At 62.2% G+C, this 14,113-nt stretch carries 15 protein-coding genes and 1 pseudogene; 11 read left to right on the top strand and 5 right to left on the bottom strand.

The annotated features are described in order from the left end of the window. Together RI518_RS07025 and aceB are read left to right on the top strand one after the other, a co-directional pair. Nucleotides 1–729: pseudogene (locus tag RI518_RS07025) on the top strand (isocitrate lyase); the annotation flags it as partial. Between the two features lie 23 nt (nucleotides 730–752). After that, a complete protein-coding gene (aceB, locus tag RI518_RS07030; protein ID WP_310672403.1) occupies nucleotides 753–2,378 on the top strand; it encodes a malate synthase A in 1,626 nt (541 codons plus the stop codon). 36 nt (nucleotides 2,379–2,414) lie between these two features. On the opposite strand, the gene RI518_RS07035 is transcribed toward aceB, so the two are convergent. After that, on the bottom strand, nucleotides 2,415–2,750 hold the full coding sequence (locus RI518_RS07035) for a TM2 domain-containing protein (protein ID WP_310672297.1): 336 nt from the start codon (nucleotides 2,748–2,750) through the stop codon (nucleotides 2,415–2,417). A gap of 81 nt (nucleotides 2,751–2,831) precedes the next feature. Between RI518_RS07035 and RI518_RS07040 the strand changes: the two genes are divergently transcribed. Further along, nucleotides 2,832–3,782, top strand: coding sequence for a DMT family transporter (locus tag RI518_RS07040; protein ID WP_310672298.1), 951 nt, complete (start codon nucleotides 2,832–2,834; stop codon nucleotides 3,780–3,782). On the opposite strand, the gene msrB is transcribed toward RI518_RS07040, so the two are convergent. Further along, nucleotides 3,779–4,180, bottom strand: coding sequence for a peptide-methionine (R)-S-oxide reductase MsrB (gene msrB / locus RI518_RS07045; RefSeq protein WP_310672299.1), 402 nt, complete (start codon nucleotides 4,178–4,180; stop codon nucleotides 3,779–3,781). The two genes, RI518_RS07040 and msrB, sit on opposite strands and share 4 nt — an antisense overlap. Nucleotides 4,181–4,244: 64 nt before the next feature. Between msrB and RI518_RS07050 the strand changes: the two genes are divergently transcribed. Beyond that, complete coding sequence (locus RI518_RS07050; RefSeq protein WP_310672300.1) at nucleotides 4,245–4,718, top strand: GNAT family N-acetyltransferase; 474 nt, start codon at nucleotides 4,245–4,247, stop codon at nucleotides 4,716–4,718. Next, nucleotides 4,715–5,494 (top strand): HtaA domain-containing protein, encoded by a 780-nt coding sequence (locus tag RI518_RS07055; protein ID WP_310689696.1) that lies wholly within the window; start codon nucleotides 4,715–4,717, stop codon nucleotides 5,492–5,494. The genes RI518_RS07050 and RI518_RS07055 overlap by 4 nt, the downstream gene beginning before the upstream one ends. Here the strand turns inward: RI518_RS07055 and RI518_RS07060 are convergent. After that, nucleotides 5,421–6,569, bottom strand: coding sequence for an ABC transporter substrate-binding protein (locus tag RI518_RS07060; RefSeq protein ID WP_310689697.1), 1,149 nt, complete (start codon nucleotides 6,567–6,569; stop codon nucleotides 5,421–5,423). The genes RI518_RS07055 and RI518_RS07060 overlap by 74 nt on opposite strands. A 55-nt stretch (nucleotides 6,570–6,624) precedes the next feature. Here RI518_RS07060 and RI518_RS07065 point away from each other — a divergent pair, with 55 nt between their 5' ends. The 4 genes from RI518_RS07065 (at nucleotide 6,625) to groL (ending at nucleotide 10,369) form a co-directional block, all read left to right on the top strand. Next, nucleotides 6,625–6,936 (top strand): DUF3263 domain-containing protein, encoded by a 312-nt coding sequence (locus tag RI518_RS07065; protein ID WP_310672303.1) that lies wholly within the window; start codon nucleotides 6,625–6,627, stop codon nucleotides 6,934–6,936. After that, nucleotides 6,937–7,536, top strand: a complete 600-nt coding sequence (locus tag RI518_RS07070; protein WP_310672304.1) for a LytR C-terminal domain-containing protein — start codon at nucleotides 6,937–6,939, stop codon at nucleotides 7,534–7,536. A 42-nt stretch (nucleotides 7,537–7,578) separates the two neighbouring features. Further along, complete coding sequence (locus tag RI518_RS07075) at nucleotides 7,579–8,631, top strand: DUF3048 domain-containing protein (protein WP_310689698.1); 1,053 nt, start codon at nucleotides 7,579–7,581, stop codon at nucleotides 8,629–8,631. Nucleotides 8,632–8,746: 115 nt separating this feature from the next. Further along, nucleotides 8,747–10,369: a chaperonin GroEL gene (gene groL / locus RI518_RS07080; protein ID WP_310689699.1), complete on the top strand. Its 1,623-nt coding sequence runs from the start codon at nucleotides 8,747–8,749 to the stop codon at nucleotides 10,367–10,369. Nucleotides 10,370–10,482: 113 nt separating this feature from the next. Here groL and RI518_RS07085 read toward each other — a convergent pair whose 3' ends face one another. Next, nucleotides 10,483–11,874 carry an ATP-binding protein gene (locus RI518_RS07085; protein WP_310672415.1) on the bottom strand — a complete coding sequence of 464 codons (1,392 nt, stop codon included), beginning with the start codon at nucleotides 11,872–11,874 and terminating at the stop codon, nucleotides 10,483–10,485. Further along, complete coding sequence (locus RI518_RS07090) at nucleotides 11,871–12,548, bottom strand: response regulator transcription factor (protein WP_310689700.1); 678 nt, start codon at nucleotides 12,546–12,548, stop codon at nucleotides 11,871–11,873. Before RI518_RS07090 ends, RI518_RS07085 begins: the two co-directional genes overlap by 4 nt. A 120-nt stretch (nucleotides 12,549–12,668) precedes the next feature. Here RI518_RS07090 and RI518_RS07095 point away from each other — a divergent pair, with 120 nt between their 5' ends. Both RI518_RS07095 and RI518_RS07100 read left to right on the top strand, forming a co-directional pair. Then, complete coding sequence (locus RI518_RS07095; protein ID WP_310689701.1) at nucleotides 12,669–13,184, top strand: hypothetical protein; 516 nt, start codon at nucleotides 12,669–12,671, stop codon at nucleotides 13,182–13,184. A 224-nt stretch (nucleotides 13,185–13,408) separates the two neighbouring features. Then, nucleotides 13,409–14,113 (top strand): hypothetical protein (locus tag RI518_RS07100; protein WP_310689702.1); only part of this gene is annotated, 705 nt, incomplete at its 3' end.

A 14,113-nucleotide genomic window follows, 5' to 3' on the forward strand; every position in this document is an offset into this window, starting at 1 on the left:
GAGAAAAAGTGCGGGCACATGGGGGGAAAGGTACTGGTTCCGACCGGCCAGCACATTCGCACACTCAACGCCGCACGCCTCGCAGCAGACGTGGCCGGAATTCCCAGTATCGTCATCGCGCGCACCGACTCGTTGGCGGCCAACCTGATCACGAGCGACCACGACGAGCGGGATAAGCCCTTCATTACGGGCGAGCGCACCGAAGAGGGCTTTTACCGCGTCCGCAACGGCCTCGACGCCGTTCTCGCACGCGGTCACGCCTACGCCGAATATGCCGACCTCCTCTGGGTCGAAAGCGCTGAGCCGGACCTAGAGTTGGCCAAAGCCTTCGCTGAGAGTATCCACGCGAAACACCCCGGCAAGAAGCTCGCCTACAACTGCTCCCCGAGCTTCAACTGGAAGCGCCACCTCGACGACGACCAGATTGCGAAGTTCCAACGGGAACTCTCCGCGATGGGCTACGCCTTCCAGTTCATTACGCTCGCTGGTTTCCACTCGCTCAACTACGGCATGTTCGAGTTGGCGTTGGACTACCGGGATCGACAAATGTCGGCCTACGTCGACCTCCAGGAAGCAGAGTTTGCTGCCGAAGACCGCGGGTACACCGCGACAAAGCACCAGCGGGAGGTGGGCACCGGCTACTTCGACCGGGTCTCCACCGCATTGAACCCCGAGAGCTCCACCCTTGCGCTCGCCGGTTCCACCGAAGAAGAACAATTCGCGCATTAATGACACAGTGAGAGGACTTCACCATGACCATTCGAGTGACGGGACCGATGGGTCCGAGATTTGATGACATTTTGACTCCGGGCGCTCTGGAGTTTCTCGAGGAGCTTCAGGCGCGATTCGCCGGGGAGCGCCACGAGCGACTGCTCCAGCGAATGCGCACACGAGATGCCGTCACCAACGGGCGGGACCTCGGTTTCTTGCCCGAAACCGAACACATTCGACACGACGACTCGTGGAGTGTGGCGGGTGCCGGCCCCGGGTTGGAAGACCGGAGGATCGAAATTACCGGGCCGACCGATTTCAAGATGACGGCGAACGCCATGAACTCGGGGGCGAACGTCTGGCTGGCGGATCAGGAAGACGCAACCTCGCCCACCTGGCAGAACGTCATCGGCGGGCAGATTAGCCTCTACGACGCTATTCGCGGCCAACTGGACTACACCTCACCGGAGGGCAAGCGCTATCAGGTCACCGCCGAGGAGACGCCGACCATTGTGATGCGCCCGCGCGGGTGGCACTTGGTGGAAAAACACATCCAGGTGTCTGAGCCGTCAGGACTCGAGGCCCCCGCCAGCGGTTCACTGGTGGACTTTGGTCTCTACGCGTTCCACAACGCCCACGAGCTCATCGCGCGCGGTGCGGGACCCTACTTTTATATCCCCAAGCTCGAAAACCACCTGGAAGCGCGGCTGTGGAATGACGTGTTCAGCTTCACCGAGGCGTATTTGGGTCTCGAGCACGGAGTGATTCGTGCAACGGTGTTAATCGAAACCCTCGGTGCCGCCTTTGAGATGGATGAGATTCTCTACGAACTGCGCGATCACTGCGCCGGGCTCAACGCGGGACGCTGGGACTACCTCTTTAGCATCATCAAGACCTACCGTTCTCGGGGGCCACGTTTTGTGATGCCCGATCGCAACCAAATCCTGATGACGTTGCCCTTTATGCGTGCCTACACGGAGCTGTTGGTGAAGACCTGCCACCGCCGCGGGGCCCACGCCATCGGCGGGATGAGCGCGTTCATCCCCAACCGTCATGACCCCGAGGTGACCGAGCGCGCGCTGGAGAAAGTGGCCCAGGATAAGCGCCGGGAAGCCACCGACGGGTTCGATGGTTCCTGGGTGGCACACCCCGGGCTCATTGACATTGCGCGAGCCGAATTCGACGCGGTGCTCGAGGGTGCACCTCATCAGTTGGATCGGCAACGTCCCGAGGTGGAGGTGAGTGCCAAAGACCTCTTGGACATTCGCAGCGCCGGCGGTGATGTCACCACCGAGGGCGTGCGATCCAACATTTCGGTCGCGATTCGCTACCTGGAAGCCTGGTTGCGGGGTCTGGGCGCGGTGGCGCTGGATAATCTCATGGAGGATGCCGCCACGGCAGAAATCTCGCGCAGTCAGCTGTGGCAGTGGATGAATCGTCGCGTCGAGACGACTGACGGCCACCGGGTCACGCGCTCCTGGGTCGAGGGTCAGATCGACGACGTGGTTGCGGGCCTCAGTCGCTTCGAGGGCGATCGCTTCGACCATGCGATTGAGATTTTCCGCACGGTGACAATGGGCGAGGACTTCCCGACCTTCCTCACCCTCCCCGCCTACAGCGGGTACCTCGTGGAAGAGGGCGCAGAGCACAATCTCGCTGCGGCGTAGTCCGAAGCAGTGTGTCCCGCGGGGGCACTGGGTGGGTTAACTCCCGCCCAGTGCCCCCGCCGCGAGGACAATCAGGGGGGTTGCGACCCAGGCGATGACTTTGTAGCGGTGGTAGCCCGCAAGTCGCCGCCCCCACTTATCGAAGTACTGGCCGCTCAGGACGAGAATCAGGTCGACGAGCACCCAGAGCCCGCCACCGCCCAGGGTGATGAGCTTCAGCAGACCGGTGCCGCTTTTTCCCGTGTAAAACCGGTCGACGGCGAAAAACCCGAGAAACAGCGCGAAGAGCCAGGTGAGCAGAAAAGACTTATTGGCCTGATGGATGGAGTCCACACTCATGGCGGCGCCATCTGGTCGGTCAATGCCCGGCATTCGCTCTTCTCCTCGCGTCGATAACCACAGGCTACGGCCCGGTCACCCCCGGAGCCAGCCACGAGCGGTTACGGTGACATCGTGACATCCCCCCACAACCGAGCCACCCTGGTGGGTGCTGTGTTCGCCAGTGTCGTATCCGGCATGCTCGTGGCCGGCCAATCGCGAATCAACGGGGAGTTGGGGGTGCGGATGGGCGATGGTGCCCTGGCCGCGCTCATCTCGTTTTCTTCCGGGTTTGTGATTCTCTCCCTCGCGATGCTCGCCTCCCCCCGGGCGAGACGGGGCCTTGGCGCGGTGCTCGAGGATATTCGTCGGGGGCGACTGCCCTGGTGGAGCACCCTGGGCGGTGTGGGGGGCGGTTTCCTGGTCCTCACTCAGGGGCTTGTCGCGGGAATCCTCGGTGTCGCCCTCTTTAGTGTCGCCGTGGTCGCCGGCCAAACCCTCGGCGCGATGTGGATTGACTCCCGCGGCTGGTTCGGGGTGCCCACGGTGCGGCTCTCACCGGCGCGAGCTTTTGGCGCGCTGGTGGCCGTTGTCGGCGTGATGGTCAGTGTCGAAGTGTGGGCGGGGCAGGACGGCTCGCTTAGTTGGGGTTTCTTATTACCTGTTCTCTCCGGGGCGGGCACCGGCATCCAACAAGCCCTGAACGGCACGGTGAGAAATCGAGCCTCCTCGGCGCTCGCTGCCACCTGGATTAACTTCGCGGTGGGGACGACCGCGCTCGCGGTCGTCTGGGTCGTCGGGTTACCGGCCACGGGGGGCCCAGAGGTGTTCCCGACCGAGTGGTGGCTTTACGCCGGGGGGCTGTTGGGGACCCTGTTTATTCCCATCCAAACGATTACCGTGCATCGCATCGGGGTGCTGGGCCTCGGGGTGAGCCTGGTGACGGGTCAAATCCTCGCCTCGATCGCCCTCGACCTGATCGTGCCGGTGGGTGATTTCCCGATTAGCGTGTGGACGGTAATCGGAGCGTCGCTGACTGTTCTCGGCTCGATTCTGGTGACGACGTCGAAGCGCCGCTCGACCTAGTCTTTCGGGGTGAAGTCCATCGCCAGCGAGTTCATGCAGTAGCGCTGCCCGGTGGGCGTCCCCACGGCGTCGTCAAAGAGGTGACCCAGGTGCGAGCCGCACTGCGCGCACAAGACTTCGGTGCGCACCATTCCGAGCCCTCGATCTTCTTTGAGCTCCACCGCATCCGGGTTGACCGCGTCCCAAAACGATGGCCAGCCGGATCCGGATTCGAACTTGGTGTCGCTGGAGAACAGGTCTGCACCACAGGCGCCGCAGTGAAAGACACCGGGGCGTTTTTCTTCCAAGAGTTCACCGCTCCAGGGACGCTCGGTGCCCGCCTGCCTCAGGACATGGAATTTCTCGGCGGGAAGCTCCGCCTTCCAGGTGTCGTTGTCTTTACTGATCGGATACGACATGGACTACTCCTTCACACGCTCCCGGCACTGGTGTGTGCTCAGACTGGCAGATTAGGGTTCAGGGGTGAATCTTCGCTGGGAACATAAAACCCTCGACCAGTGCACACCCGGGGACGTGTTGGCGTTTGCGAAGCTTCGCACCGATGTGTTTTTTCTCGAGCAACACATCACCGAAGAGGAAATCGACCGCTTCGATTTTGACCCCGACACCGCGCACCTGTGGTGCGTCGATGGCGACCGGGTAGTCGGCTATGTCCGTGTGGTCCACAACGATCAACCCGCACCAGAAGATCAGGGCGTGCCGACCAGTATTGGTCGCCTCGTCGTCGATGCCCACTACCGTGGCGCCGGTATCGCCCGGGGGCTCATGACCCGAGCGATCGACCACATCGGCCCCTCCCCGGTCGTACTCCACGCCCAGACTTACATTCACGACTTCTACGCCTCTCTCGGGTTTGAGCCTTTCGGCGACGTGTTTGATGAGGCGGGTATCGAACACATCCGCATGATTCGACACCAGCCCGAGGTGAGCACATGATCCCGGCGGGCTGGCCGCTGGGCCTGGTCGTGCTTTTTAGTGTGTTGCCCGCGGGCGTCACCGGGGAGCCATCCGGGAGCGAGGAAAATGTCGCTGCGGCAGCGGTTTCTGAGCGACACGGCGACTCGGCGACAGCCTGCGAGGTGCGCTCCTGGGAGGTGTTGTGGGGAGTGAAGGAATCGTTTCGCGCGTATCTTTCGGGGTCCTTAGCCAACGGTGAGTGGAGTGTGACCGGTGAGGTGACCTACGCCACACCGCTGTTTACCATCCGTGGCACCGACGGGGTCCTCGCCCCCGATCGGAGTTTCGGAGAAATGACGAGCACGGGCTCGATCGGGTTTTTTGGCCACGAGGGACTGCTCGATCAGACCCTCTCCGCCCCGCGACTACTGATCGACGACGACCGGGTCGACGTGGTCTTTGACATCAGCGGTGACACCCAGGAGGGGCGCACGGTCAGTGCGCAAGATGTCTCCTTTGTCAGCGTTGACGCCTCCGATGCCGTGGTCGATTCGGAGGCCGGCACCTGGAGTGTGGACCAGGCGCCCACTGTGTTGACCACAGCAGGTGCCGAAGCGTTTGGTACCTACCCCGCCGGTGAAGCGTTTGACCCCATCGATATTCGGGTTCAGGTTGACCCGGGGTGTCTGCAGCCGCCGCTATCGACCCCCTGGTTTCTGGGCGTGACGCTCGGCTCCGCCGTCACCGTATCGGTGGCGATTGTTCTGGTGCGTAGATGGCGCGGGCGAGAGCGTCCAACACCAGGGGTGTCCTAGGGCCAAAGCCCAGCACAACGTTGTCGGCCATGTCGACAAAGCGCAGCTGTTGGCCGGCCCTGGTGAGCCCGATAGCGGGTTTGAGGGTGACCAACTCTTCGGCGCCGCCGACGCTGTCCAATCCCGTGCTCATCACCAAAATGAGATCGGGGTTTGCCGCCACCAGCGCTTCGTCGGTGACGGGGCGTAGGCCTTCCCAACCGATTTCACCGGCGACATCGATTCCACCGAGCGCGGTAATGAGCTCTCCCGCTCCCGATTCCTCGCCAAAGAGGTAGTAAATACCGTTTGCTCCGCGCAGATATAAGAACACCATGCTCAACCGCTCCGAGCGCTCCGGGGGGATGTTCTGCGCGATGGTGGCCACCACCCGGTTGATTTCTCTCTCGATGCGCTCGCCCAGGCGCGAACCCAGTTCCGGGTGGCCGAGCACACCCGCTACCGCTTCGGCTTGGCGCGCGGGTTGGTCGAGCCCGGGCTCTTCGCGGATGAAGACCACCGGGATGCCCGCCTCACGCAGTTGGAGCATGACGTCGATTGGTCCGACGGTTCCGTCGGTGAGGATGAGGTCGGGGCGCAACTCCAGGACCGATTCGGGTGAAATGGCGTGGCCTGTCCCGGTGACGACCGGTAAGTCGTCGAGGCCGGGGATCTCGGTGGAAATATCCCGGCCGACCAATCGGTCGCCGTAGCCCAAACCGACCACGGTTTGGGCGAGTGATCCGGCAAGATCGACGGCGATGATCCGCTCGGCGCCCTCCACGGTGACTTCCCGATCGCCGTCGAGGTCCTGGGAAGTGACCGTGCGGGGAAGATCGGGCTCCGGTGGCGCCTCGGTGATGGGCTCGACGGTATCCGAAGAGAGCAGGGCCGTGGAAGGGCCCTGCCACCCTTTCGGGTCTGCCAGCCAGTCGATCTCGGAGAGTGCGGGGCGCTCGCCGGCCAGTTCTTGGCGCTCACCATCATCGGAGTAGGAGCCGGGCTGGCAGCCTGTGAGGCCGACGGCGAGAGCGAGGGCACCGGTGAGGACACCCCAGGCGTTGTGGCGAGCATAAAGGACGGACACAGTGTCCACGAGTTTACGCGCGCCAACTGAGCACGTGAGGGGTCGGGACCTATCATGGGAGGCGATGAGCCCCTTTGCTGCGGGAGCACTGCCTCCCCATGAGTCTTCCCCCAATGCACCCTCGGTGCTGGCCGACGATGAGCGCGCCCTGCTCGAGTGCGAGCGCGAGGTGTGGGGCGCGGGGCCGATGAAAGAACAGGTCGTTTTTGAGCGCTTCGGCCTCAGCCTGCCGGTCTACTACCAGCGCCTCTACCGTCTCTGCCACAGCCAGGCGGCACTCGAATACGACTCCGCCCTGGTCCACCACATCCTCGATACCGCCGACCAGGTCACCACGCAGCGAATGGCCAAAACCCGTCGAGGGGAGGGCCGCTAAATGGCGAAGGGTTCGAGGTTTGTGCCCGATCGTTTCGACGAGGTCCCCCTCGAGAAGGGGTATGTCGGCCTCAGACGGCTGAAGCGGCCCAAGAGTTTTTGGCTGGTGCCGGCCGGAATCGTCGTGGGGGTGAGCGCTGTCGTGACCGTGGTGGGCATCATCCTGGTCGATCAGGCAGACAATTATTTGGAACTAGACCCCGAAGAAATCGCCATCGCCGAGCAAGAACCAGCGCCCGAACCAGAGCCGGAGCCAGAACCCGAACCAGAGCCGGAGCCAGAACCGGTGGAGCCCATCGTGAACCCTTCAGCAGACGACATCGAGGGGGTCACTCTCACGGTGTTGAACGGGACGACTACGGCGGGATTGGCCTCCGGCGCGGGAGACCTGCTGAGCGGCGAGGGCTGGCCGGATCAGACCCTCACCAACGCCGATTCGCAGGACGTGGAGACCAGCCTGGTCGCCTATCAGTCAGAAGACGACGAAGCGTTGGCCCGAGGCGTTGCCGACATTTTGGGCATTGACGAAGTGATCCTGACCGATAACTATCCGGGGGCGAGCATCACGGTGTTATTGGGCGCTGACTATTCCACGGATTAGGACCCTTCGGGGGTTAGTCTGAAGGCGATGGGGGAGGGCAGTATGAAAACAGCGTGGACAATCACCTCAGTGTTCGCACTCGCTGCGCTTGTCGCGGGCTGTCAAACGGGAGCGGATTCGGAGAGTACCGAGGGCGGTGACGAGTCCACCCTGTTGGAAACATCCGAGTCGCCCGCCATTGACGTCGATGCAACGCTCTGGCCGCTCACCGGTCTTCCGCTCGACGACGGCGATTCGAGCCTGCCGGCACTCGCCGCAAAAGTCGATAATGCTCCCCAGGCGAGGCCCCAAGTGGGCCTCGATGAGGCCGATATTGTCTTCGAAGAACTCGTTGAAGGCGGCCTCACCCGCTACGTCGCGGTGTGGCACTCTTCGCTCCCGGCCGAGGTGGGCCCGGTGCGCTCGGTCCGACCGATGGATCCCGACATTGTGAGTCCCTTTGGCGGCATCATCGCCTATTCGGGGGGCCAACAGCGCTTTGTGGAGGCGATGCTCGACGCGCCGGTTGCCAGTGCAATCAATGGACAAAGCGACGTCGAGGACTTCTTTTACCGCAGTAGCGACAAAATCGCCCCGCACAATGTCATTGTGCGGGCGCCGGAACTGGTGTCCTATTTTCAGGACCGGGCGGGCCCGCCGCCCCAGTTCAACTATTCGACCGGAGTGGCCGAATCGAGCGCCGCGACTGACGGCGTTGAGGCCGGTTTGTTGCGCGTCTTTTTCAGCGGTTCGTCTTTTCCCGCCTGGGAATACGACCCGGAACGCGGTTCCTACCTGCGCCAACAAACAAACGGCGCCCCCGATAACGCGCTGTCTGGTGAGCAGATTGCGGCGGACAACGTGGTCGTGCTCGAAGTGAACATTGACGTCATTCAAGATATCCCCACCACCCAAATGGTCGACTCGGGAGAGGGTGTTGTCGCCACCGGCGGTGGCGTCCTCGACATCCTCTGGTCGAAGTCGGCTCCCGAGGCGCCGATTGAGTTGACTGACACTTCGGGGGCCCGGGTGTTGCTTGCCCCCGGACAGACCTGGGTTCAGCTGATTCCCGCGGAAGGCGCTGGCGTCCCGGCCGGTCAAGTGGAGCTGGAGTAAACGCCCCTCCTGCACTTGCACTCTCAGGCGGAGAGTGCCAAAATCAATTAGCACTCGCTGTTTGTGAGTGCAAATTTGACTCACTGTAAACGTCCAGGAGGGACGAGAAACTGACATGGCAAAACTAATTGCTTTCGATGAAGAGGCCCGTCGCGGTCTCGAGCGCGGACTCAACGTCCTCGCCGATGCGGTCAAGGTCACGCTGGGACCCCGCGGCCGCAACGTGGTGCTGGAAAAGAAGTGGGGCGCCCCCACCATCACCAACGATGGTGTCTCGATTGCCAAAGAAATCGATCTCGAGGACCCCTTCGAAAAAATCGGCGCCGAGCTGGTGAAAGAGGTCGCCAAGAAAACTGACGACGTCGCCGGTGACGGCACCACCACCTCGGTGGTTCTCGCTCAGGCGATGGTGCGCGAGGGCCTGCGCAACGTCGCGGCCGGAGCGGACCCCATCGCGCTGAAGCGCGGAATGGAAAAGGCCGTCAACGCCGTATCCGACCGACTGCTGGCCAGCGCGAAAGAGGTCGAGACCAAAGAAGAAATCGCTGCCACCGCATCGATTTCCGCCGCCGACCCCGCCATTGGTGACCTGATTGCTGAGGCAATCGACAAGGTGGGTAAAGAAGGTGTGGTGACCGTTGAAGAGTCCAACACTTTCGGTACCACCCTGGAGCTCACCGAGGGTATGCGCTTTGACAAGGGTTACCTCTCGGCCTACATGGTCACCGACAACGAGCGTCAGGAAGCGGTCTTCGAAGACCCCTACATCCTGATCGTCAACTCGAAGATTTCGGCGATCAAGGACCTGCTTCCCGTGGTCGACCAGGTCATCCAGTCCGGCAAGCAAATGCTGATTATCGCCGAAGACGTGGAGGGCGAAGCACTCGCCACCCTCGTGGTGAACAAGATCCGCGGAATCTTCAAGTCGGTCGCCGTGAAGGCTCCCGGTTTTGGTGATCGCCGTAAGGCCATGCTCCAGGACATCGCCATCCTCACCGGTGGTCAGGTCATCAGCGAAGAGGTCGGCCTGAAGCTCGAGGGAACCACCCTCGACATGCTCGGTCGCGCCCGCAAGGTGGTTGTCACCAAAGACGAGACCACCATTGTGGAAGGTGCTGGCGAGTCCGAAGCCATCGCCGGTCGCGTCAAGCAGATCCGCCAGGAGATTGAAAACTCCGACAGCGACTACGACCGCGAGAAGCTCCAGGAGCGCCTGGCCAAGCTCGCCGGTGGTGTCGCCGTGATCAAGGCCGGTGCGGCCACCGAGGTGGAGCTCAAAGAGCGCAAACACCGCATCGAAGATGCCGTGCGTAACGCCAAGGCTGCCGTTGAAGAGGGAATCGTCGCCGGTGGTGGCGTGGCCCTCATCCAGGCGGCCGTCGTGGCACTGGAGAAGCTGAAGGTTGAGGGTGAGGAAAGCACTGGTGTGAACATTGTGCGCCAGGCCATCGAGCAGCCTCTTCGCCAGATCGCCTTCAACGCCGGACACGAGCCCGGTGTGGTTGTCGAGCACGTGCGCGGACTGAAAGACGGTCACGGCCTGAACGCCGCAACCGGCGAATACGGCGACATGCTCGCTGACGGAATCGCCGACCCGGTGAAGGTGACCCGTTCGGCTCTGCTAAACGCCGGATCCATTGCCGGACTGTTCCTCACCACTGAGGCAGTCGTGGCGGAGAAGCCAGAGCCTGCTTCGGCAGCGCCCGCCGGTGACCCCACCGGAGGCATGGACTTCTAACGCGAAGAACATCGACAAAGGGGGGCAGCCGACGGCTGCCCCCCTTTGTGTGTTGGGGTGAAGTGGGCGTGTCGGGTGCGGATAGTCCTCGGTGTGGGCGTCGAGAGACGCGCTCACTGTGTTGAGTCGTGCGAAAAGCTCACGCGCGCGGTCGTGCCCCCTTCAGGGTGTGGCGTGAGTGATACGCGCGCACCGCTGGAGAGTGCCAACTGTTTGACCACCGCCAGGCCGAGTCCGGTTCCCTCATGGGTGGCGCCTCCCCGCCAAAAGCGGTCAAAGGCTCGCTCTGCATCCTCGGGACTAATTCCCTCCCCGGTGTCCGTGACGCTCAGTTCGGTCTCATCGCCCGAGACCTGAACATCGATGTGCAGTTCACCGCCGTGGGGCATGACCGATAGCGCGTTGTCGATGTAATTGTCGATGATTTGTTCCGCTGCGGTAGGTACAGCCCAGACGAGGGCTGACTCAGGACACTCGACCTCAATACGCACTCCCGACTCCTCGGCCAGGCTGCGCCAGTGTTCGACTCGCTCCGGGACGATTGCGCCGAGGTCCTGTGGGGCTCTACTGACGTCTTCCACGCTCGAGCGGCCCAGTGCGAGCAGTCCGTCGATCAACCGTCTCATCCTGGAGAGTTCGCCATCGATTTCGTCGAACCGTGCCGCCGACTTCGGGTCGTCGCTGACGCCCTCCCGGAGTCGTTCGATGCGCAATTGGAGGGCAGTGAGTGGTGTGCGCAACTGGTGGGAAGCATCCGCAGCGAAGGATTTTTGCTCGTTGACCAGTGTCTCGAGACGGGTCGCCATTTGATTGACGTTTTGGGCAAGCTCTTTGACTTCTTTCGGGCCGTCGGGTTCATCAGCTCGGGCGCTGAGATCACCGTGAGAGAGTCTGGTGGCAATGTCTCCCAGATGGACGAGGTTGCGTGAGAGCACGCGGGAGAGGACGAAGGCGAGCAAGATGGCAAACAACAGGGTGATGAGGGCAACGAGATACACCCCCCAGAGCGAACGGGTCACCGCCTCATCGATTGCCTGTTCGTTGAAGGTCAAGCGGACGGCTCCGACCACACTGTCGCCGCTGTAAATCGGAACAGCCACGTACACGAGTTCCATTTGTAGTGTTTCGGAGTAGCGCTGGCCGGTGGCGACTCGACCGGTGAGTGCCTCGGCAATTTCTGGACGGGTTCCGTAGTTGAGACCCTCGCGGGAGTCCGTGGGGTCATTGATGACCACCGCGGTTCCGGCGGTGTTCACAATGACGACTCGAGCGCCACCCTCCTCACGGTAGGCAATCGCGAGCTCCCGCGTCGTATCGAGGGCAGTGGGGTTTGAATCCTCGAGAGCGTCTTCGGCTCGACCGCCGAGAATAAACGCGTCCCGCTGGAGCTGGGTAATAAGCCGATCGCGCTCGACCTGGTAGAGGTAAAGCCCGAAAGGGATGTCGGAAAGTAGCAGCGCCACAATGCTCACCCCGAGAAGAGCGAAGAGAAAGAGCCGTCTCATTGGGGGTCCACAAGGCGAAAACCGACCCCTCGCACAGACTCAATCCAGGCAGGGGTTCCCAATTTCCGCCTGAGTGACGCCACATGGGCATCGAGAGTTTTCGTGCTGCCGTACCAATTGATATCCCACACGTCGCTCAACAGCGCGTCGCGGCGAAAAACAGTACCGGGTTCCGCCGCGAGGTACGCCAGAACATCAAATTCCTTGGGGGTGAGCTCGAGCTCTTCACCCGCCACGTGGACCTGGCGGGTGCGTGGATTCACGACCAAGGCTCCCACCTGAAACACATCGTGGTCTGTGGGGCCGGCGGAGGGCTCGCTGTGGCGTCGGTGCACGGCTCGAATCCGGGCGATTAGCTCTCGGATGCCAAAGGGTTTCACTAGGTAGTCGTCAGCGCCTAATTCGAGCGCCAGGATCCGGTCGGCCTCGTCCGGTCGTGCGCTGGCCACAATGATGGGGATGTTTGACTCGCGCCTGGCCAGGCGCACGATTTCTCCGCCGTCCATGTCCGGTAAACCGAGGTCCAACACAATGCAGTCGAAGTCGGCTTCCGCGAGAGCGTCGAGTGCATCGCGCCCTGTTGCCGCGTGCACCGCGAACCAACCAAGGTTTTCTAGCGATTCGATAATGGGATCGGCAATACCCGAATCGTCTTCCACCACAAGTATTCGCACGCCCCCATTGTGGCGTGCAAGTGGCTCCCGCGGGGGCAGGGGAGCATCCCGCGCCAAATCTTGGACAAACCTTTACTGTCTGCGGATGCGGTCTTGTCGAAGCCGCCGTAGCGTGGAGGCGTGAATACTCAAGCGCTAGTGGGGGCAATCATCGCGGCGGTCCTGGGAACCGGTGCAGCCGCGGTGGCCACCAACACCCAATTGCTCTCCACGCCCCCCCAGAGTTCGGTGGATAAAGCAAGTGAGGTGCTCATCGCCGAGACCACCACTCCCCTCGATGAACCAGCGCAGGCAGATTCTCTCGACGCTCCAGCTACTGATACTCCCTCCTCTGCCCCTGACGGCACCACGGATGTAGAAGAAGGGGCAGATCAATCCTCACTGAGCACTCCCTCGGAGCCTGAGCCCCGCCCCGAACCAAATCCAGAATCGGGCGCTGAGCCCGACCCCGCGCCCGCGCCTGCGCCGGATCCTGATCCGGCACCCGCCCCTGAGCCCCCTGCCACCGTCAGTACGGATGACGACGACGATGACGACGACGATGATGACAATGACGACGACGATGACGACGACGACGATGATGATGATGACGACGATGACGATGACGATGATGATCACTCGGAGGACGACGACTAAGGCCTCCACGGGTTCCCGGGAATCCGTCTGACCCTCACCCGGCCCTTCGCATCCGGAAGCCGCTTCTGGCTCGGTGACGAGTCCCCAGGTCTCCTCACGCTTTCGCTCCTGATGGCTCGAGCAGCTCGGTCATTGAGCTGGACAAGACAGAACTTCTGAGTCTTGGCTGTTTCTTTACTCTCCTCTCGCTACCCCCTTTATTGGGGGTTTCTAGGCTCGGAGGTATGAACAGCAACGTAATAATCAGTGCAGGAATTGCCGGAATATTGGGAGCAGGGTCCGGAGCGGTGGCAGTAAATGCCAACTTGGCCGAACCACTGCTCACCGACAGTGCGCAGAACGAGCAAAGCGCCACCATGCAACTGGCAGAAGCCGAGCCCACGGCGTCGCCCAACCCCCTGAGCGAGGCGATGGCGACTGGTGGGCTGAGTCAAACAGGTCTTGTCGACCCCGAAACAGGTGAGACTCCCGTCGAGAATTCGTCGTCCACCACATCGACGGGGACAACAGACTCCAACACGGCCGCTGCTTCTGCGGGATCGAGCCCCGCCGGGGCCACACAGGCAGCAGACGGATCTCCCGTCGCGCCGGGGGATAGTCAGGTAGCCGCGTCCTCCTCCGCGACAGCCGTTGATGCGAGTACGTCGGCTTCTGGCTACTCAGAATCTTCGACCTCTAACCAGTCCTCGTCCTCGAATTCAGGTTCCACCAGTAGCACGGCGTCGGCGTCCACCGCGTCCACCACAGCGGTGGACGCGAGTACCGGGGCATCCGGTTACTACGACGACGATGACGATGAGGACGAGCGCGACGACGACGACGAAGGTCGCGACGACGACGACGAAGGTCGCGACGACGATGATGATGACGATGATGATGATCGCGACGACGATGATGACGACGACAATGACGATGATGATGACGACGAC

Source organism: Pontimonas sp. (assembly GCF_031581085.1).
In the GTDB taxonomy this organism is placed as follows: Bacteria; Actinomycetota; Actinomycetes; order Actinomycetales; family Microbacteriaceae; genus Pontimonas.